Source organism: Microbacterium oxydans (assembly GCF_900095745.1).
GTDB classification, from domain to species: Bacteria; Actinomycetota; Actinomycetes; order Actinomycetales; family Microbacteriaceae; genus Microbacterium; species Microbacterium oxydans_B.
Map to the genome: position 1 here is coordinate 26,429 of NZ_FMIR01000013.1, position 25,621 is coordinate 52,049.

Annotated in this window: 28 protein-coding genes; 11 read left to right on the forward strand and 17 right to left on the reverse strand. The window is 69.0% G+C overall.

The window, feature by feature from the left end; genetic code table 11:
* Nucleotides 1-60: 60 nt before the first annotated feature.
* The gene (locus tag BQ2383_RS05510) at nt 61-1,173 is read right to left on the reverse strand and encodes a BMP family lipoprotein (RefSeq protein ID WP_091030813.1); all 1,113 of its coding nucleotides are present in this window, start codon (nt 1,171-1,173) and stop codon (nt 61-63) included.
* A gap of 160 nt (nt 1,174-1,333) precedes the next feature.
* Nucleotides 1,334-2,449: a mannose-1-phosphate guanylyltransferase gene (locus BQ2383_RS05515; RefSeq protein WP_091030817.1), complete on the reverse strand. Its 1,116-nt coding sequence runs from the start codon at nt 2,447-2,449 to the stop codon at nt 1,334-1,336.
* Nucleotides 2,450-2,628: 179 nt separating this feature from the next.
* Between BQ2383_RS05515 and sdhC the strand changes: the two genes are divergently transcribed.
* The 6 genes from sdhC (at nt 2,629) to BQ2383_RS05545 (ending at nt 8,312) form a co-directional block, all read left to right on the forward strand.
* Nucleotides 2,629-3,063, forward strand: coding sequence for a succinate dehydrogenase, cytochrome b556 subunit (sdhC, locus tag BQ2383_RS05520; protein ID WP_072591539.1), 435 nt, complete (start codon nt 2,629-2,631; stop codon nt 3,061-3,063).
* Nucleotides 3,063-3,509 carry a succinate dehydrogenase hydrophobic membrane anchor subunit gene (locus BQ2383_RS05525; protein ID WP_091030821.1) on the forward strand — a complete coding sequence of 149 codons (447 nt, stop codon included), beginning with the start codon at nt 3,063-3,065 and terminating at the stop codon, nt 3,507-3,509. The genes sdhC and BQ2383_RS05525 overlap by 1 nt, the downstream gene beginning before the upstream one ends.
* 18 nt (nt 3,510-3,527) lie before the next feature.
* On the forward strand, nt 3,528-5,354 hold the full coding sequence (gene sdhA / locus BQ2383_RS05530; RefSeq protein ID WP_091030825.1) for a succinate dehydrogenase flavoprotein subunit: 1,827 nt from the start codon (nt 3,528-3,530) through the stop codon (nt 5,352-5,354).
* Nucleotides 5,355-5,356: 2 nt separating this feature from the next.
* The gene (locus BQ2383_RS05535) at nt 5,357-6,124 is read left to right on the forward strand and encodes a succinate dehydrogenase iron-sulfur subunit (RefSeq protein ID WP_091030828.1); all 768 of its coding nucleotides are present in this window, start codon (nt 5,357-5,359) and stop codon (nt 6,122-6,124) included.
* A gap of 129 nt (nt 6,125-6,253) precedes the next feature.
* Entirely contained in the window at nt 6,254-7,462 is a 1,209-nt protein-coding gene (locus BQ2383_RS05540) for a YihY/virulence factor BrkB family protein (RefSeq protein WP_091030832.1), read from the forward strand.
* A 10-nt stretch (nt 7,463-7,472) separates the two neighbouring features.
* Nucleotides 7,473-8,312 carry an exodeoxyribonuclease III gene (locus BQ2383_RS05545; protein WP_208617624.1) on the forward strand — a complete coding sequence of 280 codons (840 nt, stop codon included), beginning with the start codon at nt 7,473-7,475 and terminating at the stop codon, nt 8,310-8,312.
* On the opposite strand, the gene BQ2383_RS05550 is transcribed toward BQ2383_RS05545, so the two are convergent.
* From BQ2383_RS05550 to BQ2383_RS05560, 3 genes are read right to left on the reverse strand one after another with little or no spacing between them, the layout of a single operon-like run.
* Entirely contained in the window at nt 8,300-8,962 is a 663-nt protein-coding gene (locus tag BQ2383_RS05550) for a DUF4166 domain-containing protein (RefSeq protein WP_091030837.1), read from the reverse strand. The genes BQ2383_RS05545 and BQ2383_RS05550 overlap by 13 nt on opposite strands.
* Entirely contained in the window at nt 8,959-9,642 is a 684-nt protein-coding gene (locus BQ2383_RS05555) for a DUF4166 domain-containing protein (RefSeq protein ID WP_091030840.1), read from the reverse strand. Before BQ2383_RS05555 ends, BQ2383_RS05550 begins: the two co-directional genes overlap by 4 nt.
* Nucleotides 9,639-10,283 (reverse strand): hypothetical protein, encoded by a 645-nt coding sequence (locus BQ2383_RS05560; protein ID WP_091030842.1) that lies wholly within the window; start codon nt 10,281-10,283, stop codon nt 9,639-9,641. The genes BQ2383_RS05555 and BQ2383_RS05560 overlap by 4 nt, the downstream gene beginning before the upstream one ends.
* A gap of 45 nt (nt 10,284-10,328) precedes the next feature.
* On the opposite strand from BQ2383_RS05560, the gene trpS reads away from it, so the two are divergent.
* Together trpS and BQ2383_RS05570 are read left to right on the forward strand one after the other, a co-directional pair.
* Entirely contained in the window at nt 10,329-11,333 is a 1,005-nt protein-coding gene (gene trpS / locus BQ2383_RS05565) for a tryptophan--tRNA ligase (protein ID WP_091030845.1), read from the forward strand.
* A gap of 13 nt (nt 11,334-11,346) precedes the next feature.
* The gene (locus BQ2383_RS05570) at nt 11,347-11,937 is read left to right on the forward strand and encodes a hypothetical protein (RefSeq protein WP_244175908.1); all 591 of its coding nucleotides are present in this window, start codon (nt 11,347-11,349) and stop codon (nt 11,935-11,937) included.
* 36 nt (nt 11,938-11,973) lie between these two features.
* Here BQ2383_RS05570 and pth read toward each other — a convergent pair whose 3' ends face one another.
* Both pth and BQ2383_RS05580 read right to left on the reverse strand, forming a co-directional pair.
* Entirely contained in the window at nt 11,974-12,555 is a 582-nt protein-coding gene (pth, locus tag BQ2383_RS05575; protein ID WP_091030851.1) for an aminoacyl-tRNA hydrolase, read from the reverse strand.
* Between the two features lie 97 nt (nt 12,556-12,652).
* The gene (locus BQ2383_RS05580; RefSeq protein WP_091030853.1) at nt 12,653-13,264 is read right to left on the reverse strand and encodes a 50S ribosomal protein L25/general stress protein Ctc; all 612 of its coding nucleotides are present in this window, start codon (nt 13,262-13,264) and stop codon (nt 12,653-12,655) included.
* A 224-nt stretch (nt 13,265-13,488) separates the two neighbouring features.
* Here BQ2383_RS05580 and BQ2383_RS19590 point away from each other — a divergent pair, with 224 nt between their 5' ends.
* The gene (locus tag BQ2383_RS19590; protein ID WP_258134167.1) at nt 13,489-13,614 is read left to right on the forward strand and encodes a hypothetical protein; all 126 of its coding nucleotides are present in this window, start codon (nt 13,489-13,491) and stop codon (nt 13,612-13,614) included.
* 7 nt (nt 13,615-13,621) lie between these two features.
* Here the strand turns inward: BQ2383_RS19590 and BQ2383_RS05585 are convergent, their stop codons facing one another.
* The 7 genes from BQ2383_RS05585 to BQ2383_RS05615 all read right to left on the reverse strand — a co-directional run bounded on the left by BQ2383_RS05585 (nt 13,622) and on the right by BQ2383_RS05615 (nt 20,136).
* On the reverse strand, nt 13,622-14,119 hold the full coding sequence (locus BQ2383_RS05585) for a gluconokinase (RefSeq protein WP_091030856.1): 498 nt from the start codon (nt 14,117-14,119) through the stop codon (nt 13,622-13,624).
* Nucleotides 14,116-15,153, reverse strand: coding sequence for an alcohol dehydrogenase catalytic domain-containing protein (locus tag BQ2383_RS05590; protein ID WP_091031280.1), 1,038 nt, complete (start codon nt 15,151-15,153; stop codon nt 14,116-14,118). The genes BQ2383_RS05585 and BQ2383_RS05590 overlap by 4 nt, the downstream gene beginning before the upstream one ends.
* Nucleotides 15,154-15,169: 16 nt before the next feature.
* Complete coding sequence (locus tag BQ2383_RS05595; RefSeq protein ID WP_091030859.1) at nt 15,170-15,901, reverse strand: fumarylacetoacetate hydrolase family protein; 732 nt, start codon at nt 15,899-15,901, stop codon at nt 15,170-15,172.
* Nucleotides 15,901-16,686, reverse strand: a complete 786-nt coding sequence (locus tag BQ2383_RS05600) for an SDR family NAD(P)-dependent oxidoreductase (RefSeq protein WP_091030861.1) — start codon at nt 16,684-16,686, stop codon at nt 15,901-15,903. Before BQ2383_RS05600 ends, BQ2383_RS05595 begins: the two co-directional genes overlap by 1 nt.
* On the reverse strand, nt 16,683-18,101 hold the full coding sequence (locus BQ2383_RS05605) for an MFS transporter (RefSeq protein WP_091030864.1): 1,419 nt from the start codon (nt 18,099-18,101) through the stop codon (nt 16,683-16,685). Before BQ2383_RS05605 ends, BQ2383_RS05600 begins: the two co-directional genes overlap by 4 nt.
* 132 nt (nt 18,102-18,233) lie before the next feature.
* On the reverse strand, nt 18,234-19,022 hold the full coding sequence (locus tag BQ2383_RS05610) for an IclR family transcriptional regulator (protein ID WP_091030868.1): 789 nt from the start codon (nt 19,020-19,022) through the stop codon (nt 18,234-18,236).
* 55 nt (nt 19,023-19,077) lie between these two features.
* Complete coding sequence (locus tag BQ2383_RS05615; protein WP_091030871.1) at nt 19,078-20,136, reverse strand: D-2-hydroxyacid dehydrogenase; 1,059 nt, start codon at nt 20,134-20,136, stop codon at nt 19,078-19,080.
* A gap of 99 nt (nt 20,137-20,235) precedes the next feature.
* Between BQ2383_RS05615 and BQ2383_RS05620 the strand changes: the two genes are divergently transcribed.
* Both BQ2383_RS05620 and gndA read left to right on the forward strand, forming a co-directional pair.
* Nucleotides 20,236-21,126, forward strand: coding sequence for an NAD(P)-dependent oxidoreductase (locus BQ2383_RS05620; protein WP_091030874.1), 891 nt, complete (start codon nt 20,236-20,238; stop codon nt 21,124-21,126).
* Between the two features lie 56 nt (nt 21,127-21,182).
* Nucleotides 21,183-22,631, forward strand: coding sequence for an NADP-dependent phosphogluconate dehydrogenase (gene gndA / locus BQ2383_RS05625; RefSeq protein WP_091030878.1), 1,449 nt, complete (start codon nt 21,183-21,185; stop codon nt 22,629-22,631).
* A gap of 50 nt (nt 22,632-22,681) precedes the next feature.
* Here gndA and BQ2383_RS05630 read toward each other — a convergent pair whose 3' ends face one another.
* The 3 genes from BQ2383_RS05630 to BQ2383_RS05640 all read right to left on the reverse strand — a co-directional run bounded on the left by BQ2383_RS05630 (nt 22,682) and on the right by BQ2383_RS05640 (nt 25,556).
* The gene (locus BQ2383_RS05630) at nt 22,682-23,932 is read right to left on the reverse strand and encodes an FAD-binding oxidoreductase (protein ID WP_091030885.1); all 1,251 of its coding nucleotides are present in this window, start codon (nt 23,930-23,932) and stop codon (nt 22,682-22,684) included.
* 65 nt (nt 23,933-23,997) lie between these two features.
* The gene (locus tag BQ2383_RS05635) at nt 23,998-24,642 is read right to left on the reverse strand and encodes a bifunctional 4-hydroxy-2-oxoglutarate aldolase/2-dehydro-3-deoxy-phosphogluconate aldolase (protein ID WP_091030889.1); all 645 of its coding nucleotides are present in this window, start codon (nt 24,640-24,642) and stop codon (nt 23,998-24,000) included.
* Entirely contained in the window at nt 24,639-25,556 is a 918-nt protein-coding gene (locus BQ2383_RS05640) for an SMP-30/gluconolactonase/LRE family protein (RefSeq protein ID WP_167381546.1), read from the reverse strand. Before BQ2383_RS05640 ends, BQ2383_RS05635 begins: the two co-directional genes overlap by 4 nt.
* Nucleotides 25,557-25,621 lie beyond the last annotated feature (65 nt).

Genomic DNA, 25,621 nt, shown 5'->3' on the forward strand with positions numbered 1-25,621 from the left:
CACGGCACGGGGCGAGTGGCAGACTGCTCACCACTCGCCCCGTGCTGGACCGGTTACGACTTACGGGGAGTTCTCGGACTCCACCGTGATGTCACCGGCGATGATCTGCTTCTGCAGCTCGGCCAGCTCGTCGACCAGGCCCTCGGGGAGGTCGCCCTCGAAGTCGCCGAAACCGGAGAGCTTGACGCCCTCGTTCTCGAGCGTGCCCACGTACGGCGCTGCGTCGAACTCACCGGCGGCGGCGGCGACGGTGGCGTCATGCACGGCGACGTCGATCGCCTTCATGATCGAGACCAGCGTCATGCCGGCCACGTTCGGGTCAGCCACGGCCAGGTCGCTGTCGACGCCGAGCATCAGCGTGTCCTTGCCACTGTCGGTGATCGCCGCAGCAGCGCTCTGGTAGACGGGACCGCCGACCGGGAGGATCACGTCGACGCCCTGGTCGAGCACGCCCTGCGCGGTCTGCTTGGCGGTGTCGTTCGCGTCGAAGCCGCCCGTGAACGAGCCCTTCTGCGTCGCGGCGTCCCAACCGAAGACCTCGACCGCAGCCGACTTGTCCTCGTTGTACTTGTCGACGCCGAGCTGGTAGCCGTCCATGAACACGGCGACCGACGGGATCTGCATGCCGCCGAAGGTGCCGACCTTGTTCACGCCGCTCTGCGCGGACCAGGCTGCCGCGGCGTAGCCGCCGAGGTAGGCCGCCTGCGCGGTGTCGAAGACGAGGGGCTTGATGTTCGGAGCATCGGTGGTGCCGTCGAAGTCGTTGTCGGCGTAGTCGTCGATGATCGCGTAGTCGATCTCGGGGTTCGCGAGCGCGGACTCGACCGTGGCTGCCGAGAGCTTGAAGCCGACCGCGACGATGAGCGAGCAGCCTTCGGAGACGGCGGTCTCGAGGTTCGGGGCGTAGTCGTTGTCGTTCGCGGACTCGAACTCGAGCGGCTTGATGCTGAGTTCTTCAGCCGCGCTGTCCATGCCCTCCTTGGCCGACTGGTTGAACGACTTGTCGTTCCAGCCGCCCGCGTCGGAGATGAGGCAGGGAAGGAAGTCGGAGTCGACCGGCTTCTCGGAGCCTGCGGGCTTGTCGGTCGGTGCCTGACCGCAGCCGGCGAGCGCGAAGATGACGCCCGCGGCGACCGTCGCGCCGAGCAGCTTCTTGGTGGTGGAGATGGTCAACTGATGCCTCCCTCAACGAAACCGCGGCCATCGCGGATCGATCAAAGTTACCTACTGTTTCGCCTTTTGCGCACGTGCGCAGCGGATGCGCTGGCCAAAGGTTACAAAGCTGAAATCAAGCCACCCGATGAGCGTGAACGCCTGCTCATCGGCGCAGGCGTCAGAGCACGTCTCCCCGGCCGGTGAGCTTGAGGGACTCGACGACGCCCTTCACCCGCTGCGCGTGCTCGACCGTGGTGACCAGCAGAGCATCGGGGGTGTCGACGACGACGATGTCCTGGACGCCCACCAGGCTGATCACCCGAGACGTCTGGCTGACGAGGATTCCGCTCGCGCCGTCGGTCAGCACCCGGGCGTTCGGCCCGAGGACGGCGAGGTCGTTCTTGCGCCCGTTGTTGATGAGCTTGGTCAGCGAGGCGAAGTCGCCCACGTCGTCCCAGTCGAAGTGACCGGGGACGACGGCGAGCCGTCCGCGGCGGGCGGCCGGCTCGGCCACCGCGTAGTCGATGGCGATCTTCTTCAGGCGCGGCCAGATGCGGTCGACCGCAGGTCCGCGCAGCTCGCGGTCGTCCCAGGCCTCGGCGAGTTCGAGGAGCCCGGCGTGCAGCTCGGGCTCGTTCGCGGCGAGTTCCTCCAGCAGCACGCTCGCCTTCGCGATGAACATGCCGGCGTTCCACAGATAGTCGCGATCGGCGAGATACTCCTTCGCCGTCTCCAGGTCGGGCTTCTCGACGAAGCTCTCCACTAGCGCGGCCTCACGCGCGCCGTCGACGACCAGCTCCGGACCCTTCTTGATGTAACCGAACCCGATCGCGGGCTCGGTGGGCGAGATGCCGATGGTGCAGATGTATCCCTCGCGGGCGACCTCGACGGCGTCGCGCACCGCGAACTCGAACACGCGCGTGCTGCGGATCACATGGTCCGCGCTGAACGAGCCGATGATCACGTCGGGCTCGCGCCGGTGCAGGATCGCGGCGGCGAGGCCGATCGCGGCGGCGGACTCCCGCGGCTCCGACTCCAGGAAGACGTTGAGGTCGGCGATGCCCGGCAGCTCGGCCTCGACCGCGGCACGGTGCGCGCGCCCGGTGACCACGGCGATCCGGTCGGATCCGCTGAGCGGCTCCAGGCGGTCCCAGGTGTCACGGAGCAGCGAATGCCCGGAACCCGTGAGGTCGTGCAGGAACTTGGGCGCGTCCGCACGGGAGAGCGGCCAGAGCCGGCTGCCGATGCCGCCGGCGGGAATCACTGCGTAGAAATCCTTGATGGGTGCGCTCACCCTGCCAGGGTAGCCCGACGAGACCTCTCGACATCGAGATACTTAGGCTCCCCTTCGTCGCTCCCAGTCTTCTGACAGGAATAGGATGGACAGCGATCGGGCGTGCCTGACTTCGACAGGCTCACACTTGAACGAGAGCAGCGCATGCGACCGACGCACATCGATCAGGGAGGACGACCGTGTCCACGAGCGCTCGCTTGACACCGTCGATTTCGGAAACCACGTCCAAGACCCCCCGCGGCACCCTTTATCGGGGCCGCGAAGGCATGTGGTCGTGGGTGCTTCACCGCATCACCGGAGTCGCCATCTTCTTCTTCCTGTTGGTGCACGTGCTCGACACGGCACTGATCAGGGTCTCGCCGGAGGCGTACAACGCCGTGATCGGCACGTACAAGAACCCCATCATGGCGCTCGGCGAGGTCGTGCTCGTGGCCGGCATCGTGTTCCACGCGATGAACGGGCTACGCATCATCGCCGTCGACTTCTGGTCGAAGGGCGCCAAGTACCAGCGTCAGCTCTTCTGGGGCGTGCTGCTGGTCTGGGGCATCATCATGGCCGGCTTCGTGCCCCGCCACCTGATGCTCGCGTTCGCCGGATTCGGAGGGGGACACTGATGACCGCGCAGACCATCGCAGCCCCGGCTCGCCGCCGGCGCGGAGTCAACCTCGAGAAGTGGGGCTGGGTCTTCATGCGCGCCTCGGGCGTCGTGCTCGTCGTGCTGATCTTCGGCCACCTCTTCGTCAACCTCATGGTCGGCGAGGGCATCCACGCCCTCGACTTCGCATTCATCGCCGGCAAGTTCGCCACGCCGTTCTGGCAGTGGTGGGACGTGCTGATGCTGTGGCTCGCACTGATCCACGGCGCCAACGGCATGCGCACGATCGTGAACGACTACGTCACGAACACCACCGCCCGGAAGGCCCTCACCTGGGCCCTCGGGCTCGCCGCCGGCCTGCTCATCATCCTGGGCACGCTCGTCGTCTTCACGTTCGACCCGTGCCTGGGTGCGACCGAGGACAGCGTCCTGTGGAGCGAATGCGCCGCACTGGTCGGGAACTGAGAAGAAGGCTAAGAAGAAGTGACTACCGAGACGCAGGATTCCGTCGTCCGTGACGGCGTGCATTACCACCAGTTCGACATCGTGATCGTTGGCGCCGGTGGCGCCGGCATGCGGGCCGCCATCGAGGCCGGCCCCGGCGCGAAGACCGCCGTGATCTCCAAGCTGTACCCCACGCGCTCGCACACCGGTGCAGCGCAGGGCGGCATGGCGGCAGCCCTCGCGAACGTCGAAGAGGACTCCTGGGAGTGGCACACCTTCGACACCGTCAAGGGCGGCGACTACCTCGTCGACCAGGACGCGGCGGAGATCCTCGCGAAGGAGGCCATCGAGGCGGTCATCGACCTCGAGAACATGGGCCTCCCCTTCAACCGCACGCCCGAGGGCAAGATCGACCAGCGCCGTTTCGGCGGGCACACGGCAGAGCACGGCAAGACCCCGGTCCGCCGCGCCTGCTACGCCGCCGACCGCACCGGCCACATGATCCTGCAGACGCTGTTCCAGAACTGCGTCAAGCTCGGCATCAACTTCTTCAACGAGTTCTATGTGCTCGACCTGCTGACGGTGAAGGATGCCGACGGCAAGACCCAGGTCTCGGGCGTCGTCGCGTACGACCTCTCGACCGGCGAGCTGCACGTGTTCCAGGCCAAGGCCGTGATCTTCGCGACCGGCGGCTTCGGCAAGATCTTCAAGACGACCTCGAACGCGCACACCCTCACGGGCGACGGCGTCGGCATCGTCTGGCGCAAGGGCCTCCCCCTCGAGGACTTGGAGTTCTTCCAGTTCCATCCGACCGGACTCGCCGGCCTCGGCATCCTCCTCACCGAGGGCGCCCGTGGAGAGGGCGCGATCCTGCGCAACGCCTCGGGCGAGCGGTTCATGGAGCGCTACGCCCCGACGATCAAGGACCTCGCTCCGCGTGACATCGTCGCGCGCTGCATGGTGCAGGAGGTCGCAGAAGGCCGCGGCGCCGGCCCGCACAAGGACTACGTGCTGCTGGACTGCACGCACCTGGGCGCCGAGGTCCTCGAGACCAAGCTGCCCGACATCACGGAGTTCGCCCGCACGTACCTGGGCGTCGACCCGGTCGTCGAGCCGGTCCCGGTGATGCCGACCGCGCACTACGCCATGGGCGGCATCCCGACCAACAACAACGGCGAGGTCCTGGCCGACAACGACACGGTCGTCCCCGGCCTGTACGCCGCCGGCGAGTGCGCCTGCGTCTCGGTGCACGGCGCCAACCGCCTCGGCACCAACTCGCTGCTCGACATCAACGTGTTCGGCAAGCGCAGCGGCCGCAACGCCGTCGAGTACGTCAAGACGGCCGAGTTCGTGCCGCTGCCCGAAAACCCCGCCGGTTTCGTCTCCGGCATGCTCGAGGACCTGCGCAACAACCAGGGCACCGAGCGCATCGCCGTGCTGCGCAAGACGCTGCAGGACGAGATGGACAAGGGCGCTCAGGTGTTCCGCACGCACGACTCGCTGCAGCACGTGCTGGGCGTGATCGCCGAGCTGCGTGAGCGCTACAAGAACGTGCACGTCGACGACAAGGGCAAGCGTTTCAACACCGACCTGCTCGAGGCCGTCGAGCTGGGCTTCCTGCTCGACATCGCCGAGGTCGTGGTCTACGCCGCGCAGAACCGCGAGGAGAGCCGCGGCGGCCACATGCGCGACGACTTCCCGACGCGTGACGACGAGAAGTACATGAAGCACACCATGGCCTACCTCACCGGCGACCCGCACTCGTCGACCCCGAGCGACCACATCAAGCTCGACTGGAAGCCCGTCGTCTTCACGAAGAACGATCAGGGCGAGTTGAACTACCCGCCGATGGAGAGGAAGTACTGAGAATGTCGAACGCCATCGCCGAAGCACCCGCGGACACGACCGAAGAGACCGGCATCCAGTCCTTCATCGTGACGTTCAACATCCGCCGCTTCGACCCCGAGGTCGACGCGGAACCGCACTGGGTCGACTACGACGTGGAGCTCTACTCCACCGACCGCGTCCTCGATGCGCTGCACAAGATCAAGTGGGAGGTCGACGGCTCGCTGACCTTCCGCCGCTCCTGCGCACACGGCATCTGTGGCTCCGACGCCATGCGCATCAACGGCCGCAACCGCCTGGCCTGCAAGACGCTGATCAAGGACCTCGACATCTCGAAGCCCATCTACGTGGAAGCCATCAAGGGTCTGCCGCTGGAGAAGGACCTCGTCGTCGACATGGAGCCGTTCTTCGCCTCATACCGCGAGGTGCAGCCGTTCCTCGTCGCCAGCTCCGTCCCGGAGAAGGGCAAGGAGCGCGTCCAGACCATCGCCGACCGCGAGATCTTCGACGACACCACCAAGTGCATCCTGTGCGCCGCGTGCACCTCGTCCTGCCCCGTGTTCTGGACAGACGGTCAGTACTTCGGCCCCGCCGCGATCGTGAACGCGCACCGCTTCATCTTCGACTCCCGCGACGACAACGCGGCCGTGCGTCTGGACATCCTCAACGACAAGGAAGGCGTGTGGCGCTGCCGCACGACCTTCAACTGCTCCGAGGCCTGCCCCCGCGGCATCGAGGTCACCAAGGCCATCGCCGAGGTCAAGCAGGCGGTCCTTCGCGGGCGTCCCTGACGCGCCGCATCAGGCCATCATCCGAGAAAACAGGCGGTTCCCTTCGGGGGCCGCCTGTTCTCATGTCGTCGCCTGTTCTCGCGTGCCCGGCTGCTCTCGCATCGCGCAGCGCTTGGATAGGGTGGGGACGTGTCTGAACCCGATGGCTCCGCGGCCGAGCCCGGTCGCCTCGATGCGGCCGTCGAGCGCGCGACCGCACTCACGCAGCGCACCCTCGGCCTGTTCCCCGTGCGCGTCTGGCGGCACTTCCTGCAGCACAACGGATTCCTGCTCGCTGCGGGTGTGAGCTATCAGGCGCTCTTCGCGATCTTCGCGGCCATCTACCTCGCCTTCGCCATCGCCGGGCTCTGGCTCGGTGGCAGCGAGGAAGCCGTCAACGGTCTGATCGACATGATCAACAGCTACATCCCCAACCTGATCCTCCCCGAGGGCGGCGTCTTCACGCCGGAACAGGTGCAGGACGTCGCCGCGAGCACCGCCAACGTCCTGGGCATCACCGGTCTGATCGCCCTCGGAACCGTCATCTGGACGGCCATCGGCTGGGTGACGTTCTCGCGGCGAGCGACGAGGGACATCTTCGGCCTTCCTCCGGACCGGCGCAGCTACGTCATCCTGAAGGCCCGCGACTTGCTCGCGGCCCTGATCTTCGGCGTCTCGCTGATCGTCGGCTCACTCCTCAGCTCCGCCAGCGCCGCCGTGTTGAGCTGGCTCCTCAGCCTGCTGGGCTGGGATTCCGGCTCGGACGGGCTGAACCTCGGCATCCGCATCGCGACCGTCATCGTGTCGTTCGCCATCATGTCGACGGCGCTGGCCGCCATGGTCCGCTTCCTCACGGGAACGTCTCTGCAGTGGCGGACCATCTGGCCCGGGGCCCTGCTCGGCGGCGGCGCGATGACCGTGCTCCAATACGGAGCCGGCTTCCTGCTGAGCTACACCCCATCGAATCCGCTGCTCGCGACCTTCGCCATCTTCATCGGCCTCCTGCTCTGGTTCCGCGTCAACGGCGTCGTGATGCTGGTGGCGTCGTCCTGGATCGCGGTCGCCGCGAACGACCGGGACCAGCCCCTGCTGGAGCAGACCGAGGCGGAGCGCCGCCTGATCGAGTACGAGACGCTGCTCACCGCGGCGCAGATCCGTGTGCGAGAGGCCCATGCCGCCCGCGACGCCGCCCCGTGGTTCCAGGCATGGACCGCCGGACGGGCGGTGCGGGCTGCGGAGAACGAGCTCGCGGCTCTCGAGGCCTCCCCTCCCCCGCCCGTGGATTCGCCCACCCCCTTCGCGCAGCGCCTCATCGCCGACCTGCACCGGCCGTCCCGGGATGTCGGCGACGCTCGTTAGGCTTGTTCGCATGCCCCATCTGCGTATCGCCACGGTCAATGTCAACGGGATCCGAGCGGCGGCTCGCAACGGGATGAGCAGCTGGCTCGACGAAGCCGGTGTCGACATCCTCACACTCCAGGAGGTCCGCGGACAGGACGAACACCTCGAAGCCGCGCTGCCCGGCTGGTCGTTCGTGCATGACGAGGCCACCGCCAAGGGCCGCGCGGGCGTCGCCATCGCGAGCCGCACGCCGGCCCTCGCGTCGCGCACCGAGTTCGGTGCCGCGGACTTCGACTCGAAGGGCCGCTGGATCGAGGCCGACTACCTGATCGGCGACCGTCCGCTGACCGTCGTGAGCGCGTACGTGCACTCCGGAGAGGCCGACACCCCGAAGCAGGACGAGAAGTGGAAGTTCCTCGACGCGTTCGGCACGCGGCTCGGCGAGCTCGGGGCCGACGGCGCACTCGCGCTGGTCACGGGAGACCTCAACGTCGGGCACCGAGAGCTCGACATCAAGAACTGGCGCGGCAACCGCAAGAAGGCCGGCTTCCTGCCCCGCGAGCGGGCGTATTTCGACCGCTTCCTCGGTGAGTCCGGCGCAGAGATCACCGCCGTCGACGGCACGATCGGCACGGGCCTCGGCTGGGTCGACGTCGGCCGCCGGTTCCACGGCGAGATCGACGGACCGTACACGTGGTGGTCCATGCGCGGTCAGGCGTTCGACAACGACTCCGGCTGGCGCATCGACTATCACCTCGCGACGCCGGCACTCGCCGAGCGCGTCACGACCTATCACGTGGCCCGTGCGGCGGCCTACGATCAGCGCTGGAGCGATCACGCTCCGGTCGTCGTCGACTACTCGTACTGACCCGATCCGAGGCCACCCTCGGGTACCGCCGGGGCATCCGTGTGACGGTACCAGCCGCGGTACTCGAGGACCGTCCCCAGCACGGGGCTGGTGGCACGCATCGCGATGGTGCGACGGTGCTCTGCCTCGTCCCAGCCGTCGACGAGGTCGACATCGAGGCGCAGGATGCCGCGCAGCACGATGCGACGTCTGCCGACGCGCAGGGCGACCGCGCGGGAGCGCATCCGCAGTGCCCCCTCGGGCGTGACGGAACACTCTTCGAGCATCTCCACGCGCCCGCGCACCCCCAGCGCATTGTGGAAGATTCCGGGACGGCCGGTCACCGTGAGGCGATCGGAGATGTGCTGGACCTTCCCGGGAAAGCGGAATTCCCGCCGAGCCGCGAGGGTGGCCCGGCCCGATCCCGACCGACCCGCGACCGTGTCTATCCGGAACGGGACATCGCGGGCGAAACGTGTGACCAGCAGTCCGGGGCCCACTACCGGGTACCCCAGAGCGGTCAGCCGCCCGAACCGGCTGCCGGCGACCGTGAACACGCCGACCGCGCTGTCACTCTCGGCCTCCACCCGCATCTGCGCGAGGATCTCCGGGTGCAGCCGCTCCGCATCGTCGCCGAGCGCGGCGAGGAACACGGCGCCCCTGGCCGTCATTCGCGAAGCTCCTCGCGATAGGGCTTCACGGTCGCGGGCGCCGGCCCGTCGACGAACTCGCACGTGAACGCGCCGCGGTAGCCGAACAGGAATCCCAGGACGTCGTTGTGGATCTCGAGATCGATCAGGTACCGCTGCTGCTCGTCGTCGTATCGCTCCCGCAGTCGCGCGCGCCCGCTGAACAGCATCGGGAATCGGAACGCGAGAGGCCCCTCGTAGAACCGCTGCTCGCCGGACGTCAGCTGCAGAGCGCCGTCGTCGGTGACGGTCAGATCCAGGTCGACCGCCAGGTGCTGATGAGTGCCCAGGTAGTCGACCACTCGACGGCGGGCGTCGCTGTAGATCATCGTGGCGTCGAAGCGTCGGCGACGACCGGGGCGCACCTCCATCGTCCGGACGAACGTCACGGTCTCGCGGCCGAAATCGTCGAGGTACGCGTGGTTGTCGATCCGGAAGGGGACATCGTGTCCGCGCTCCGGGAAGAGGATGTTGCGGAAGGTCCCGATCAGGAGGAAGGGCAGCGTCCACCAGGGGCCGCGACGCACCTCCGTCATCGTGCCTCGTCCGATGCAGCCGTATCCCGCCTCGACACCGACCCCGAAGCGACGCTGCAGCTGCGGGTGGAGGCGGGCGAAATCGTCTCCGAGCGCGCGTTCGAAGATTCCGGTGCCCGCCGTCATGCGATCTCCTCGAGCGATCTCGGTGCGTCTTCCATGATCGTTCTCCCGGTGCGGCGGGGAGGCTGTGAACGACAGTTCCGCGCTCGGGGCCGATATCCGCGACGCAGCGACCGCCATCCGCTGGCCTGCTCAGGGGAGGTGCCCTCCTCCGCCCACATCCGCAGGCGGTCGAAGCTCCGGGCGGTCAGCCACCACACGAACGGGCGGATGACGAGCGGGTCGAACAGACGCCCGAGCCAACCCCATCCCGGCGCGTAGTCGTAGCCGGTCAGGAATCGCACACCGTCCGGCGTCGGGATGTATCGCCAGTACCCGCGACCGGCGCCCAGCGGCGACAGTGCATCCTCCGTGTCGAACAGCAGAGCCGAGGTCCGCTCGCCCACGGGCCCCTCGCGGGTGGCGAGAGAGACGCCGGTGCCGCGGATCGTGTGCACCCCGAGATCGAGCTCGTATCGGAACTCCCGCGCGCCGTCGGATCGCGTGCGCTGCGGAACGATGTCCGTGAATCGCGCATCCCACCGCACGTGCGAGGCGGGATCCTGCGTCAGTCGCCAGACATCCTCCAGCGGCGCGCGGATGAGGACCTCGACGTAGAGGGCTGCGTCCCCTCGTCGGCGGCGGCGAGGGGATTCGGGCGTCATCCGCCCATCGTATGGGCCACGCACGCACCCCATAGGATTGGGGGTGTGACGAAACCTCGCCTTTACTCCGGAATGCAGCCCTCCGCCGACTCCCTCCAGATCGGCAACTACATCGGCGCGCTGCTCCAGTGGCGGGACCTGCAGAGCTCCTACGATGCCTACTTCTCGGTCGTCGACCTGCACGCGCTCACCGTCGCACAGGACCCGGCCGAGCTCCGCGAGAAGACGCGTCGCACCGCGGCGCAGTACATCGCCGCGGGCATCGAGCCGTCGCTGTCGACCCTGTACGTGCAGTCCCACGTGCGCGCGCACGCCGAGCTCGCCTGGATCCTCAGCACGATCACCGGTTTCGGCGAGGCCGGCCGTATGACGCAGTTCAAGGACAAATCGTCGCGCTACGGAGCCGATGCGACCAGCGTCGGCCTGTTCACGTACCCGGTCCTCATGGCCGCCGACATCCTTCTGTACCAGACGGATGTGGTGCCCGTGGGCGACGACCAGAAGCAGCACGTCGAGCTCACCCGCGATCTCGCCGAGCGCTTCAACTCCCGCTTCGGTGAGACCTTCACCGTGCCGTTGCCGGTCATCCAGAAGGAGACCGCGCGCATCTACGATCTGCAGAACCCGACCACCAAGATGTCGAAGTCGGCGGAGAGCGACGCGGGAGTCCTGTGGATGCTCGACGACCCGGCGAAGTCGGCGAAGAAGGTCATGCGAGCGGTGACCGACAACGAGGGTTCCGTGCGCTTCGACCGGGAGAACAAGCCCGGCGTCTCGAACCTGCTCACGATCTACGCGGCCCTCAGCGGTCGCCAGGTCGCCGCGATCGAGGACGAGTACGCAGGTCGCGGCTACGGCGACTTCAAGAAGGGCCTCGCCGAGGTGGTCGTGAACGAATTCAAGCCCGTGCGCGCGCGTGCGCTCGAACTGCTCGACGATCCTGCCGAACTCGACCGCATCCTGGCCGAGAACGCCGGACGCGCGGACGCCGTCGCCGATGCGACCCTCTCGAACGTGTACGACCGCGTGGGGCTCCTCCGACGCGTCTGAGCCGCGCCCTAGGATGGGGGACGTGACTGATCCACAGCTGCCTCCCCCCTCCGGCGCCGAGCCCTTCGCGCCGCCGGCACCGCCCGTCGCACCGCCGTACGCGACGACCCCGAACGCTCCGGCTGCCGCGTACCCGGCAGCCCCTCCGGGCGCGTACCAGGTCCCGGTCGGCGGCTACGCCTCCCCGGCGGGCACCTACACGGCCCCCGACACCACGGTCCGCCCCTCCGGCCTGTTCGGGACGATCGCGCTGGTGCTTTCACTCCTCGCGGCGGTCGTCGCTCCGATCATCGCCGGCATCGCGGCCTTCGAGATCGGACGCGTCCTCCCGCAGGGTGTCACGACGTCGACCGCCGAAGACCTCAGCGTGCTCTCCCCCGCGCGCGACCAGGTCCTCTGGGCCGAGCTGTCCTTCTGGATCGGCACGATCCTCGGGATCACTGCGATCGTGCTCGGCATCATCGCCATCGCGAAGCGCAGGGGCCGTGGAACCGGTATCGCCGCTGTCGTCGTCGCCGTGCTCGGCGCGGTCATCTTCTTCATCGTGCTCGTCGGCGCTCTCGCGGCCGGCAGTGCGACAGGATTCGCGACCTACACGTCCTGACGGTGCTCCTGGAGCGGCGGGAGCACCACCGCGGCGTCAGCGCGGTGCGTGGTGCTTCTGCTGCGCCGCGAGAAGTCCTTCGCCGACGAGGAGCTCGACCGCGTCGGCGGCATCGTCGACGAGGATCGGCAGGTTCGGCCGTTCCTCTTTGCCGAAGGGTGAGAGCACCCAGTCAGCCGGATCCTGGCGGCCGACCGGACGGCCGATTCCCACGCGCACACGCGGGAACTCTGCCGTCCCGAGAGCCCGAGCGATGTCGCGCACGCCGTTGTGCCCACCGTGCCCGCCGCCGATCTTGAGCTTGACCGTGTCGAAGGGGATGTCGAGTTCGTCGTGCACGACGATGACCTGCTCTGCAGGCACCGAGTAGAAGCGCGCCAGTGCCGCGACCGGAGTACCCGAGACGTTCATGAAGGTGTTCGGCTTGGCCAGCACGAGCTTGTCCGCGCCAGGACGCAGCCACGTCTCGACGACGCGCGCTCCGCCCTTGTGCTCGCGGAACGCCTCGCCGCGTCGCGAGGCCAGCTCATCGACCACCATCTGACCGATGTTGTGCCGGGTGGTCTCATATCGCGGGCCGGGGTTGCCGAGCCCCACCACGAGCCAGGTCGATGCCATGTCGTCGTCCTCTCACTGCCCGGTGCGAGCCCCGGTCAGGATACGACAGAGGGGACGCGATCGGATCGCGTCCCCTCTGTGATGAATCAGTCGGAGATCACTCCGCGGCGGCCTCTTCGGCTGCCTCGGTGCCCTCGGCGCTCTCGCCCTCGGCGTCATCCTCGGTGGGTGCGGCCGGGACGGAGATCGCGACGACGAGCACCTCGGGGTCGGAGAGCAGCGTGGAGCCCTTGGGGAGCTTCACGTCGGCGCCGGTGATGTGCGCGCCCTCTTCCAGGCCCTCGACCGAGACCTCGATGTTCTGCGGGATGTGCGTGGCCTCGGCCTCGATCGACAGCGTGGTCGCGTCGAGGTTCACGATGGTGCCGGAAGCCGACTCGCCGGTGACGACGATCGGCACGTCGATGGCGACCTTCTCGCCCTTCTTCACGACGAGCAGGTCGATGTGCTCGATGATCTGGTGCACCGGGTCGCGCTGGACGTCCTTGACGAGGGCGAGCTGGCCCTTGCCCTCGATGTCGAGCTCGAGCAGCGCGTTGGCGCGGCGGATGATGAGCGAGACCTGGTGGCCCGGCAGCGCGACGTGCACCGGCTCGGTGCCGTGGCCGTAGATGACGGCGGGGATCTTGCCGGCGGCGCGGAGGCGGCGGGCGAAGCCCTTGCCGAAGCTCTCGCGGAGCTCGGCCTGGACCTTGGTGTCTTCAGACATGGGGTTCTCCTTCGGGGCACGCAGCGAAGGCGCCGCGCGGTGGTCTTGGAATTGTCGAACTCGCTGACGCAGGAGGAAAGCCACCGGGCTTGCTTCGCCGCGTCGATAACGGATGAACGCGCACGCGCAGAAGCATCCCTCGCCGAGGTACAGCCTCAATGGTACCGGATGACCCGATAGGCTGAGGACACCCGGTCCTTTTCTGCAGAACACGGAGAACCCCCATGCTCGACGGCGCCTTCCTCTCGCACGCAATCCTCTGGCTGATCGGCGCCATGACCGTGTGCGCGGCCGTCACGTCGTTCATCGCTCTGTTCGCCATGGGGCGTTCGAGCTACCGCAAGGACTGAACGCGGCTCAGACCGCCGACGCCTGCACCGCATCGCGGATGAGGCGGATCTCCTCGTCCAGAGCGAGTGACGCCGAGACCCGGATCCCGCTTTCGCCGTCCTGCAGCGATTCCAGGGTCTCCAGCTGCGAATCCAGCAGCGATGCGGGCATGAAGTGCTCAGCGCGCTGCGTCAGCCGCGCCTCCAGAGTGGCACGATCCACCACCAGCTCCACGAAGAACGTGTCGGGTGCCTCTTCGCGGATCGCGTCCCGGTAGCGACGACGCAGCGCGGAGCAGGCGATCACGATCCGGTCCTCGCCGTGGAGTGTCGCTCCGACGGTGCGAAGCCACGGCATCCGGTCCGCATCGTCGAGCGGGATGCCGGCGGCCATCTTCTCGACGTTGGTCAGCGGATGCAGGTCATCGCCGTCGATGAAGCGCGCCTCCATGCTCTCCGCGAGCGCACTGCCGACAGTGGACTTGCCGCAGCCGCTGGGACCCATCACGACGATGCGCACAGTCATATCTCCAGGCCGAAGTCGATGAGCACCTTGCAGGAGCTCGCAGGATCGGCTGCCAGCGCGAAGGCTTCGTGAGCATCCTCCACCGGCAGCACCTCGCTGATGATACCGCGCACGTCGAGGCTGCCGTCGGCGAGGGCGGCGATGACGTCGTCGAACTCGGCGCCGAAGCGGAACGAGCCGCGGAGCGTCAGTTCACGGGTGATGGCCGTGGCCAGGGGCGCCGGAACATCTCCCCCGCGCTGCAGGCCGAGCAGCACGACGGTGCCGCCACGGGTCGCCGCCGAGACCGCGGCCGCGAGTCCGGGCACGGTGCCGCTGGATTCGACCACGATGTCGGCGTGCAGCTCCGCAATCTCCGCCTCGGCCCGCGCATCGATCGCCCGGATGCCGCGCGCCTCCGCGATCGCGCGCGGACGCTGCTGCAGGTCGGTGACGGTGACGGACGCCGCCCCTCCGCGCTGGGCGACCGCGGCGACCAGCTGACCGATAGGTCCCGCGCCGATGACGACGACACGACGTCCGCCCACCTCTCCGGCTCGCTGCAGTGCATGCCAGGCCACGGCCGCAGGCTCGGCCAGCGCGGCGGTTCTCAGGTCGAGACCGGCGGGCAGGGGGTGCAGCATGCGCGTGGGCACCGCGGCCCGTCGTGCGAAGGCTCCCTGCGTGTGCGGGAGGTGCATCGCCGACCCGAGGTACGTCGAGGCCGGCGCGAGGTTCGGCTGATCCGGCGGCCAGGGTGTGCGTCCGTCGCCGTGCGCGGTGAGGGGGTGCACGGCCACAGCCGTCCCGACGACGGGGCCCGACCCGTCTGCCGCGGCGACGGCCACGACGCCCGCGACCTCGTGCCCCAGGATCATCGGCTCGCGGAGCACGGAGGCCCCAGCCGCGCCGTGCCGGAAGTAGTGCAGGTCGGAGCCGCAGATGCCCCCGTAGGCGACGGCGATCACCGCCTCGTCGGGGCGGGGCGCTGGGGCGCCGACGTCTTCGATCCGCAGATCGTCGGCGGCGTGGGCCACCACGGCGAGATTGTACACCACGTCTCCTTCTCGGTCAGGCGAATGCCGTGACCAGCTCGATTCCGGCCACCCGGATCGTCACGCGCTGGCCAGGACGCACCGACGCCTGGGAGTGCGGGGCACCGGTCATCACGACATCGCCGGGGCCCAGAACGGACCACGCCGCGACGTACGCGAGGCATTCGCGGATCGGCATGGGCAGCTGCCGGCTCCCGGTCCGGGCGACGAGGAGCCCGTCGACCTCCACGTCGAGCTCGACGTCGTCGATTCCCGCCGCGGTGTCGATCCACGGACCGAGCGGCGTATAGCCCTCCCCCGACTTCGACTCGAAGTTGCGGGGATCGCGGATCGCGCGATCGGGGCTGGAGAGATCGTTCACCGCGGTGACGCCGAGCACGTACTCGTGAGCGTTCTGCGCCGTCAAGCCGTGGGTCGCCCGGCCGATCACGACGGCGATCTCGCCCTCCGCCACCGGGGCGCCCGCATCGCGCCGCAGGGTGACCTCCGCTCCGCTTCCGATCACGGTGCGCGGGCTCTTGAGCCACGCCTGCACCGGCGACTCGTGGCCGGGACCGTTCTGGGCGATGCCGACGATGACGAGAGGGTCGACCGGGGCGACGACGCCCCCGTCGATGGCTTCGCCCTCGTCATCCGGGGTGCGGCCGTCCGCGAACGCGAGGAACGGGTCGGAGATCGGGATGAGCCCGTCGGTCGTCTCGCGCACCCAGCGGGGGCCGACGGCGGACGCGACTCGACCGAGCCGCATCAGACGACCGCCGTCATGCCGCCGTCGACGAAGAGCGTCTGGCCGTTGACGAAGTCGCTCGCCCCGCCGGCGAGGAAGAGCAGGGCACCGACGAGATCGCGGGTGTCTCCCCAGCGCCCTGCCGGGGTGCGCCCGCGGACCCACGCCGAGAACTCCTCGTCCTCGACGAGCGGCTGCGTGAGAGCGGTCGCGAAGTAGCCGGGAGCGATGGCGTTGGCCTGGATGCCGTGCGGGGCGAGGTCGGCGCAGAGCCCTTTCGTGAACATCACGATCGCACCCTTCGTCGCCGAGTATGCGGCGATCGACGGACGGGCGAGCTGCGACTGCACGCTGCCGATCTGGATGATCTTCCCCGAGCCGCGGGCGATCATGCCGGCGGCGACGCGGCGCGACAGGTGGAACACGCTGGAGAGGTTGGTCTGCACGAGCGCATCCCAGTCCTCGTCCGCGAACTCCGCGATCGGCGCCCGCCGCTGCACACCGGCATTGTTCACGAGGATGTCGGGGGTGCCGATGAGCTGCTCGACCTCGCGCATCCCCGCATCCACCGCCGCGGAATCGGTCACGTCGAAGACGACGCTGTGGACCGCGGCGCCCGTGCTCTGTGCGATCTCGGCCGCGACCGCCGCCGCCTTCGCGGCATCGCGTCCGTGCACGACCACCGTCGCACCCGCTCCGGCGAGTCCCTCCGCGAGGGTCCGGCCGATGCCCTGGCTCGATCCGGTCACGAGCGCCGTGCGCCCGCCGAGGTCGAAGAGGGCGAGGCCCGCAGGCAGGGCGCTCACCGTCCGACGGCCTTGATCGAGACCGTCGTGGCGAAGACGTCGTCGCCACCCTCTTCGCGGGAGACCTTGATCGCGTCGTCGACGCGGGTGAGATCGCGACGCAGCGTCTCGGGAGCGAGGAAGGTCGAGGCGGTGGTGATGAGGGCGAGCACGGCCATGTAGATCGCCAGGAGCACCCAGTTCCCGTCGCTGACTGCGATCAGGTAGGCACCGAGAACACCGGCGAGGCCGCCGGCGAGCACGGCCGAGATCTCGCGGGCCATCGCGACACCCAGGTAGCGGTGACGGTTGCCGAAGAGCTCGGGGAGCATGGCGCACTGCGGTCCGAGCATGCTGTTCACGGCGACGCCGATGCCGATCGCGATCACGCCGATGGCGACGGCGTAGTTGCCGAGCGACAGCAGCCACCACGCGGGGAACGTGTAGACGAGCATGAAGACGGCACCGAAGCGGTACACCGTGCGGCGCCCGAAGCGGTCGGAGAGGTGTCCGGTGAACGGCACCGAGAAGACGCCGATCAGCGACCCGAGGGTGACACCCCACGTGAGCAGGCTCTTGTCTGCGCTGTCGCCGACCACGGTGACGAAGAACGCGAGACCGAGGGTCTGGAACATGTAGGAGCCGCCGTTCTCGGCCATCCGCAGACCGATGCCGACGATGACGCCGGGGAGTCCGTGCGTGAAGATCTCCTTGATGGGGCGATCGGCGACCTGCTCGTGCTTCTCGAGCTCGATGAAGGTCGGCGTCTCGCGCAGCCGCATCCGGATGAACAGGGCGAGCAGGATCAGGGCGAACGAGGCGAGGAACGGCACGCGCCATCCCCAGCTCAGCAGCTGGTCCTCGGGAAGCAGGGTGATCAACCCGAAGACGACCGCGGCGAGCAGGGTGCCCGCCTGGATGCCGACGAACGGCAGTGCGGAGAAGAACCCGCGGCGCTTGACCGGCGCGTACTCGGCCATCAGCACCGTGGCACCGGCCTGCTCCGCACCCGCCCCGAAGCCCTGGAGGAGGCGCATCAGCACCAGCAGGACCGGGGCCCAGAGCCCGATCGCCTCGTAGGTGGGCAGAAGACCGATCGCGGTCGATGCGCCGCCCATCAGGACGATCGTGGCGACCAGGACCCACTTGCGCCCGAGCTTGTCGCCCAGAACACCGAAGAACAGGCCGCCGAACGGACGTGCCAGGAAACCGACGCCGAAGGTCGCGAACGCGGCGACCGTGGCCATGGCGGGGTCGTCCTGCGGGAAGAACAGGACGTTGAAGATCAACGCCGTGGAGAGCCCGTAGAGCGCGAAGTCGAAGTACTCGAGCGCGCTCCCGATGCTGGAGGCCAGCGTCGCGCGGCGCAGATTCGCCGCGTACTCCGGGTCATCGGACACTGCTCGTGCTGAGGTGCGGGGGTCGGTCACTGCCATCTCCTTCGATCGGCTTCGCCTGCGGCGTGAGCACGACTGTACCAGCCCGTTGGATTGCGTTCAACCCTTTGGACCGGGTTTCGACGCACGAAAGTACCGACCGCGCCCCGAGACACGGAAGCGCGGAAAGAGTCAGCGACGAACGGCGGTGCTGAACGGGTTCGTCAACGCCGCGGCAGCCGCGCGCAGAGCCTCACCCACGCGCTCGATGCGCTCGTAGTCCGCCTCGGCGGCGCGGATCGCCACACCGAGCGCCAGCGGCGGATCGGTCGGCGCCCACCCCTCGAGCGGCACGGCCACGCCGACGATGCCGCGGAAGGACTCCTCCGCATCCAGCGCCCAGCCGCGCCGGCGGGCGGTGGCGAGCACTTCCAGCAGCCCGGCCATGGTCGTCGCGCTCCGCTCCGTCAGCGACGGGAAGACGGCATCCTCCCCGAGGAGCTCGGCGACCTCGGCATCGCTCATCGCGGCGAGCAGCGCGCGTCCGGTGGCCGACAGCGGCGCGGGGAGCCGCGAGCCCAGCGGCGTTCCCAGTCGCAGCGACCGCGACCCTTCGTGCCTGGCGAGATACAGCGCATCCGTGCCGTCGAGCATGGCGACCTGCACGAGCTCGGAGGCCAGCTGCGGCGAGGCCTCGCACACGCTGTAGAACTCGCGCACCTGGTTGAACTGCGCGGCGAACGCACCGCCCAGCTCCGCAGTTCGCACGCCCAGTCGATAGCCCTGGGCGGTGCGGTCGACCATGCCCCCCGCCTCGAGCGCGAGGCACAGATTCGCGGTCGACGACTTCGCGAGCCCCAGTTCGCCGGCGAGCTCCGTCAGGGTGCGTGGACCACCCGCGTCAGCGAGGAGGCCGAGCAGGCGGATGCTGCGGGTGACGGCAGGCGCGGGATCGCGCCCCTCGCGGGTGTCGTCGTCCATGGCTGCGCCTTCCGCCATCAGTGGGGCCGCGGGTGCGCACGCACCCGCCTGCGGATCAGTAGAACTCGACCGTATCGACCACGGCGGTCAGCGGCTCGCCATCGAGCAGGCGCGCCGCGTTCTCGGCGAAGCGTCGAGCGATCCGCTCCTCCTCCTTCGAGTTGAGCGCGGCCGTGTGCGGGCTCACCAGCACGTTCGGATGCGTCCACAGCGGTGACGCATCGCCGAGCGGCTCCTGCTCGAAGACATCGAGAGCGGCGAAGGCGATACGACCGTCCTCGAGAGCGGCGAGCAGTGCCGTCTCGTCGATGACCGTGCCGCGACCGACGTTGGTGATGATCGCTCCCGGCTTCACCGCCGCGAGGATGTCGGCCCCGATCAGGTGGTGGGTCTGGGTCGTGCCGGGCAGAGTCACGACGATCGCATCGACATGGGCAACCGCGTCTCGCAGCTCGTCCAGTCGCACCAGACGATCGACGCCGGCGACGGGCTCCCCCGACCTCGTGGTGCCCCAGACCCTGGCACCGAGCGCGTGGAAGCGACGCGCGCACTCCGCGCCGATGCCGCCGAGGCCGACGACGAGCACGGTCATCTCGTCGAGCTGCCGCATCTCCCAGCGGTCGGGCCAGGTGCGGGTGCTCTGATCCGCAAGGAGGCGAGGGAGGTTCTTCGCTCCCGCCATCACGCCGAAAACGGCGAACTCAGCCAGGGGCCCGCCGTGCACGCCCGCGCTGGTGGTGAAGACGATCCGATCGAGGTCCGCGCGGTCGAGCTCTGCGGCCTTGACCGCGGCCCCGCCGCCGGCCGCCGTCGTCATGACCCAGCGCAGTCGCGGGTTCGCCGTCACCGTGCGGGCCAGCGCCGTGGCGTCCACATCGGGGATGCCGAAGAGGGCGTCGGCGGAGTCCACCAGTTCATCGAAGGCCCGCTGCTCGCTCTCCGTGCGAGCGAAGTCCGGGTCGCCGGACCAATCCGCAGGCCCCCGCATCGGAGGGAGGAGCGAGTGATCGCGGACCACCTCGACGCGAGGCTCGAGCTCTTCGATGAGCCGGCAGAGGTCTTCGCGCAGCGGTACCGTCACGACGGCACGCAGCTTGTTCTCGGTCCCCGTCATGCTGATCCCTTCCTCGGGAAATCCTGGATCCCTCACTTTAGCTCAGATCCATCCTGTTGGACACTGTTCTATCCATTGGATTATTGCTACCGTGTGCCCATGAACATGTCATCCGTCACCGTCGGCGCCGTGGGACTCGGCGCCATGGGCCGCCCCATGGCCGACCATCTGCTCGCCGCGCACGGACGACTGGTGATCCACGCGCGACGCCCGCAGCCGGAGCTGCTGGCGGCCGGAGCCACCTGGGCGGAGACACCGCGCGAACTCGCCTCCAGAGTAGACGCCCTCCTCATGATGCTGCCGGATCTGCCCCCGTTCGAGGCGATGCTCGACGGCCCGGACGGACTCCTCGCGGACGCCGGTGAGCTGCTCATCATGATCGGATCGACCTCGTCGGCACCGGCCGTCCGTGCGCTCGCAGAGCGCATCGGCGCGCAGACCGACGGGCGGGTGCGGGTCGCGGACTGCCCGGTCTCGGGCGGCGAAGACGGCGCCATCGCCGGGACTCTCTCGATCATGCTCGGCGGCGACCCCGAGGATGCGGCCCTCGCAGCCGAGGTGCTGGCCCCGTGCGGCACGCCCGTCCTGCTCGGTCCGCTCGGCGCCGGCGAGGTCGCGAAGGCCTGCAACCAGCTGGTGGTGTCCGCGACGATCCTGGCGCTCGGAGAGGCCACGGTGCTCGCCGACCGCTCCGGACTCGACCTCGATGCCCTCTGGTCGTTGCTGTCCGGCGGCTACGCCGGCTCGCGACTGCTCGACAGCCGTCGCGAGAAGCTCGTCACCGGCGACGACTCCCCCAGCGGCGTCGCGCAGTACATGGTGAAGGATCTCGGCTTCGCCGCCGATATCGCCGAGGCCACCGGCACCTCCCCCGTGCTCCTGCCCACCCTGCGCGCCGCGTTCGACGAGCTGGTGGCCGCGGGTCTCGGAGACCGCGACATCGCCGTGTCCCGACGCTTCATCGCGTCGCGTGACACAGGCGAGCACTGACCTCCCGGACAGCGATACGCTGAAACCACCCCTTCTTCACCCTCGAGGAGCCTTCTGTGCCCGAAGCATCAGCGAACATCGGAGTCGTCGGACTCGCCGTCATGGGATCGAACCTCGCCCGCAACCTCGCCAGCCGCGAGGGGAACACCGTGGCGATCTTCAACCGCAGCTACGAGAAGACCCAGACGCTCCTCGACGAGCACCCCGAGGCCGGATTCGTCCCGGCCCGCACCTACCAGGAGTTCGCCGACTCGCTGCAGAAGCCGCGCACCGCGATCATCATGGTCAAGGCCGGCGGCCCGACCGACGCCGTGATCGACTCCCTGGTCGAGGTCTTCGAGCCGGGCGACATCATCGTCGACGGCGGCAACGCCTACTTCCCCGACACGATCCGTCGCGAGAAGGCCGTCCGCGAGACGGGCATCAACTTCGTCGGCGCCGGCATCTCCGGCGGCGAGGAGGGCGCCCTGCTGGGCCCGTCGATCATGCCCGGCGGTTCGGACGAGTCCTGGATCACGCTCGGACCGATCCTGAAGTCCATCGCTGCAGTCGCCGAGGGCGAGCCGTGTGTGACGCACGTCGGCCACGACGGTGCCGGACACTTCGTCAAGATGGTGCACAACGGCATCGAGTACGCCGACATGCAGCTGATCGCCGAGGCATACGACCTGATCCGTCGCGGCACGGGCAAGACCCCCGCGGAGATCGCGGAGATCTTCGCCGAGTGGAACCGCGGCGAACTGGAGTCTTACCTGATCGAGATCACCGCCGAGGTGCTCCGCCAGGTGGATGCCGAGACCGGCAAGCCGCTCGTCGACGTGATCCTCGACCAGGCCGGCGCCAAGGGCACCGGCGCGTGGACCGTGCAGACCGCGCTGTCGCTCGGCGTCCCCGTCTCGGGCATCGCCGAGGCGACCTTCGCCCGCTCGCTCTCCTCGCACCCCGAGCAGCGCGCGGTCTCCCGCGACCTGCCGGGCCCGGAGGAGGAGTTCTCAGTCGAGGACACCGACGCGTTCATCGAAGACGTGCGCCTCGCGCTCTACGCGTCGAAGATCGTCGCGTACTCGCAGGGCTTCGACGAGATCCGCGCCGGCGCCGCCGAGTACGGCTGGAACATCGACCTCGGCGCGATCAGCAAGATCTGGCGCGGCGGCTGCATCATCCGCGCCCAGTTCCTCAACCGGATCGCCGACGCCTACGCCGAGACGCCGGAGCTGCCAGTTCTGCTCACCGCCCCGTACTTCACCGAGGCGATCACGCGTGCCCAGGCAGCCTGGCGCCGAGTCGTCATCGCGGCCGCCGAAGCCGGCATCCCCGCCCCGGCGTTCTCGTCGTCGCTGTCGTACTACGACGGCATCCGTGCCGACCGCCTCCCGGCCGCGCTCGTCCAGGGACAGCGTGACTTCTTCGGCGCGCACACCTACAAGCGCATCGACAAGGAAGGCACCTTCCACACGCTGTGGTCGGGCGACCGCACCGAGATCGAGGCCGAAGACACGCACTGACGTCTCGTCACGAAGGGCCGGGCACCGCGAGGTACCCGGCCCTTCGTGCATCACACGACGATGTTGTGGTTGCGGTGGAAGACGTTCTGCGGATCCCACGCGGCCTTGGTGGCCCGGAGCCGCGCGAGCGCATCCGCCGAGAACATGCCGGGCACCGCATCCGCGCGCTCGGTGTCGGCGAAGTTGCCGTACTCGGCCAGGCGACCGGCCCGGATGCCCTCGCCGTCCGCATCGATCGCGGCACGGGTCTGATCGTCGAGCATGCCCGGGATGTCGAACGCCCCGGCCATCACGAACCAGTTCGCCGCACGCGCCGGGAACGCCGTCTCCTCCTGCGCGACGTCGTGGAACGCGCCGCCCAGCGACCGGAGGAAGACCACCGAGGCCGGATACGCGCGCCGGAAGGCCACAAGCCGCTCGATCAGCGCGTCATCGAGCTCGGCGTAGAGCCCGTTGCCGCCGAGGAAACCAGGAGGGGCGGGCACATCATCGCCCTCCGGCTCGGGCATCTCCATCAGCACTTCGCGATACGGCGGAGTCGTCACCTGCGTCTGCACGCCGGGGAGCGCGGAGATCGGCTCCCACATGGCACGCAGCCGATCGGGCTCCGGTGCCGCCCACACCGCGCTCAGGCGCGCTCCCGCCGGTGCGCTCGGGTCCATCGGCGGCACGTCCATGTACGTGACCGTGAGCTCACGCGGAGCGTCGCGGAGCAGATCGCGCGCGGCACGCAGCACCGCGGCCGCATCACCGTCGATCACACTCTCGGCGAAGGCGATCCCGGCCAGCGGATGCGCGGCGAAGTCGAACCGTGTGACCACGCCGAAGTTGCCGCCACCGCCACGCAGTGCCCAGAAGAGCTCGGGGTTCGTCGCGGAAGACGCTTCGACCACCTCGCCCGAGGCGGTGACGACCTGTGCGCCGATCAACTGGTCTGCGGCGAGACCCCAGGCCCGCACCATCCATCCGATTCCGCCGCCGAGCGTGAGCCCTCCGACGCCGACCGAGGCGGTGTCGCCGGAGCTGAGCGCCAGACCGTGCCCGGCGAGCGCCGAAGCGACATCGCCCCAGACCGCGCCGCCACCGATGCGCACGGTGGTGCCGTCGACCTCGATGCCCGACAGACCGCCGAGTTCGAGACGGATCCCCTCGGCCGGGGCGTGCGACCACGGCCCGTGCCCGCCGGCCACGACGGTCAAGGGGACGGCCTCGCGGGAGGCGAGTCGCACGACCTCGGCGACTTCTTCGACGGTGGAGGGGCGGCGGACAGGGGGAACGGAAGCAGCAGCGCTATCGACCATGGCGACATGGTAAGCACGAGCCCCGCCATCGCGCACCACCTTCTGCGACGCCCGGAGGGACGCGATCAGGCGGAGCGCACGGCCTGCACGAACGCACGGGCGCGAACGGCGAGCGCCGCGAGATCGCCGCCCGGTGCGGCGGCATCGCCGACGAGGGGTCCACCGACCCCGATCCCGAAGGCTCCGGCCGCGATGTACTCGCCCACCGTGTCGACGCGCACTCCGCCCACGGGGATGATCCGCGCATCGGGGAAGGGGTCGCGCACCGCGCGGATGAAGCCGGCTCCGAGCGCCGACGCCGGGAACAGCTTGACCGCCGCACTGCCGAGGTCGTGACCGCGCTGGATCTCCGTCGGCGTATACACACCCGGGAGCACGCCGATCCCCTGCGCGACCGCATACTCGACCGAGGCGCTGAGGGTGGGCGTCACCATGAACTGCGCGCCGGCGGATGCTGCCCGCTCGACGTCGGCCTCGCTGAGCACGGTCCCGGCGCCGATCAGCGCCGATTCCGGAGCATCCTGCACGACCTGGGCGATCGCCTCTTCGGCGTCCGGCAGGGTGAGGGCGATCTCGAGCGTCACGACGCCCGCGTCGATGAGCGTGCGCGCCGCGGCCACCGTCGCATCGACGTCGGTGCCCCGGAGGATCGCGACGAGCCGCGTGGCTCGCAGTCGCTCCCGGAGCTGCGCGTTGTCGACGGTGCTCACAGCGCCGCCTCCGCGACGGAACCGGCTGCGCTCACGACCGGAACCGCACCTGCCCACGGCCACGCCGGGACGCCGGCGACATCGACCTGCACGCCGAGCAGCGCACCATCGGCATCCGCCGGGTCTGCGAGTCCGATGCTCGCCGTCGTGATCACCAGCAGCGTTCCGACGAGCGCCACAGCGGTGGGTCGCTTCGCCGGGAGGGCGATCGCCTCCAGGAGCTCACCCTCCGGCGAGTAGCGGCGCACCTCGGCGGCATCCCAGACCGCGACCCAGAGGTTGCCGTCGAGGTCGATGGTCATGCCGTCGGGGTTGCCGCCGTCCACGCGGCACACCGTGCGGCGGTTCGACAGCGTGCCGTCGGCGGCCACGTCGAAGGCCTCGATGCTGCGGTGGGGCAGGGTGTCGATGTAGTAGAGAGTGGTGCCCGTCTGGTCGAAAGCGAGACCGTTCGACACGGTCACACCGTCGAGGCGCGCGACGGGGATGCCGTCGGCGCCGATGCTCCACAGCGTGCAGTGGGGATCGCGCGGCATCGACTGGCTGCCCACCCAGAAGCGGCCGGAGGGGTCGCCGCCGCCATCGTTCATGTAGTCGCCCGGTGCGGCGACGTCGTCGGTGAGCGCCGTGACGACCGCGTCATCGCCGACGTGCACCACGCGGCGATCGACACCGACAAGCCATCCGCCGCCCGACTGCGCGAGCGGGATGGGAGCGCCGATCTGCGCACCGACCACGACCGCGGTCTCGGGGACGACTCTGCCGTGCTCGATACGTCCGCGATGCAGCGACCCGGTGGCCATGTCGATCCAGGCGAGGCCGCCGTCGCGACCGTCCCAGCGCGGAGATTCGGCCTGCACGTAACGGGCGTCGGAGATGATCTCGACGGTTCGGGAGGGCGGGGTGTGCGACATCCGGATCATCCTTCGCTGGTAGCTCGTAACCGTTATGTGGCAGACTATCTCACAATATGCATAAC

What these genes read in the sequence shown, in the direction of transcription:
- BQ2383_RS05555 (WP_091030840.1), bottom strand. Translation starts at nt 9,642, where the DNA reads ATGACGGCGGGCACCGGAATCTTCGAACGCGCGCTCGGAGACGATTTC.
- BQ2383_RS19590 (WP_258134167.1), top strand. Translation starts at nt 13,489, where the DNA reads ATGCTCGACGGCGCCTTCCTCTCGCACGCAATCCTCTGGCTGATCGGC.
- BQ2383_RS05605 (WP_091030864.1), bottom strand. Translation starts at nt 18,101, where the DNA reads ATGGCAGTGACCGACCCCCGCACCTCAGCACGAGCAGTGTCCGATGAC.
- BQ2383_RS05545 (WP_208617624.1), top strand. Translation starts at nt 7,473, where the DNA reads ATGCCCCATCTGCGTATCGCCACGGTCAATGTCAACGGGATCCGAGCG.
- BQ2383_RS05610 (WP_091030868.1), bottom strand. Translation starts at nt 19,022, where the DNA reads ATGGACGACGACACCCGCGAGGGGCGCGATCCCGCGCCTGCCGTCACC.
- BQ2383_RS05585 (WP_091030856.1), bottom strand. Translation starts at nt 14,119, where the DNA reads ATGACTGTGCGCATCGTCGTGATGGGTCCCAGCGGCTGCGGCAAGTCC.
- BQ2383_RS05570 (WP_244175908.1), top strand. Translation starts at nt 11,347, where the DNA reads ATGGGGGACGTGACTGATCCACAGCTGCCTCCCCCCTCCGGCGCCGAG.
- pth (WP_091030851.1), bottom strand. Translation starts at nt 12,555, where the DNA reads ATGGCATCGACCTGGCTCGTGGTGGGGCTCGGCAACCCCGGCCCGCGA.
- BQ2383_RS05620 (WP_091030874.1), top strand. Translation starts at nt 20,236, where the DNA reads ATGAACATGTCATCCGTCACCGTCGGCGCCGTGGGACTCGGCGCCATG.
- BQ2383_RS05525 (WP_091030821.1), top strand. Translation starts at nt 3,063, where the DNA reads ATGACCGCGCAGACCATCGCAGCCCCGGCTCGCCGCCGGCGCGGAGTC.
- BQ2383_RS05580 (WP_091030853.1), bottom strand. Translation starts at nt 13,264, where the DNA reads ATGTCTGAAGACACCAAGGTCCAGGCCGAGCTCCGCGAGAGCTTCGGC.
- BQ2383_RS05630 (WP_091030885.1), bottom strand. Translation starts at nt 23,932, where the DNA reads ATGGTCGATAGCGCTGCTGCTTCCGTTCCCCCTGTCCGCCGCCCCTCC.
- BQ2383_RS05595 (WP_091030859.1), bottom strand. Translation starts at nt 15,901, where the DNA reads ATGCGGCTCGGTCGAGTCGCGTCCGCCGTCGGCCCCCGCTGGGTGCGC.
- BQ2383_RS05550 (WP_091030837.1), bottom strand. Translation starts at nt 8,962, where the DNA reads ATGACGGCCAGGGGCGCCGTGTTCCTCGCCGCGCTCGGCGACGATGCG.
- BQ2383_RS05640 (WP_167381546.1), bottom strand. Translation starts at nt 25,556, where the DNA reads ATGTCGCACACCCCGCCCTCCCGAACCGTCGAGATCATCTCCGACGCC.
- BQ2383_RS05615 (WP_091030871.1), bottom strand. Translation starts at nt 20,136, where the DNA reads ATGACGGGGACCGAGAACAAGCTGCGTGCCGTCGTGACGGTACCGCTG.
- BQ2383_RS05535 (WP_091030828.1), top strand. Translation starts at nt 5,357, where the DNA reads ATGTCGAACGCCATCGCCGAAGCACCCGCGGACACGACCGAAGAGACC.
- BQ2383_RS05560 (WP_091030842.1), bottom strand. Translation starts at nt 10,283, where the DNA reads ATGACGCCCGAATCCCCTCGCCGCCGCCGACGAGGGGACGCAGCCCTC.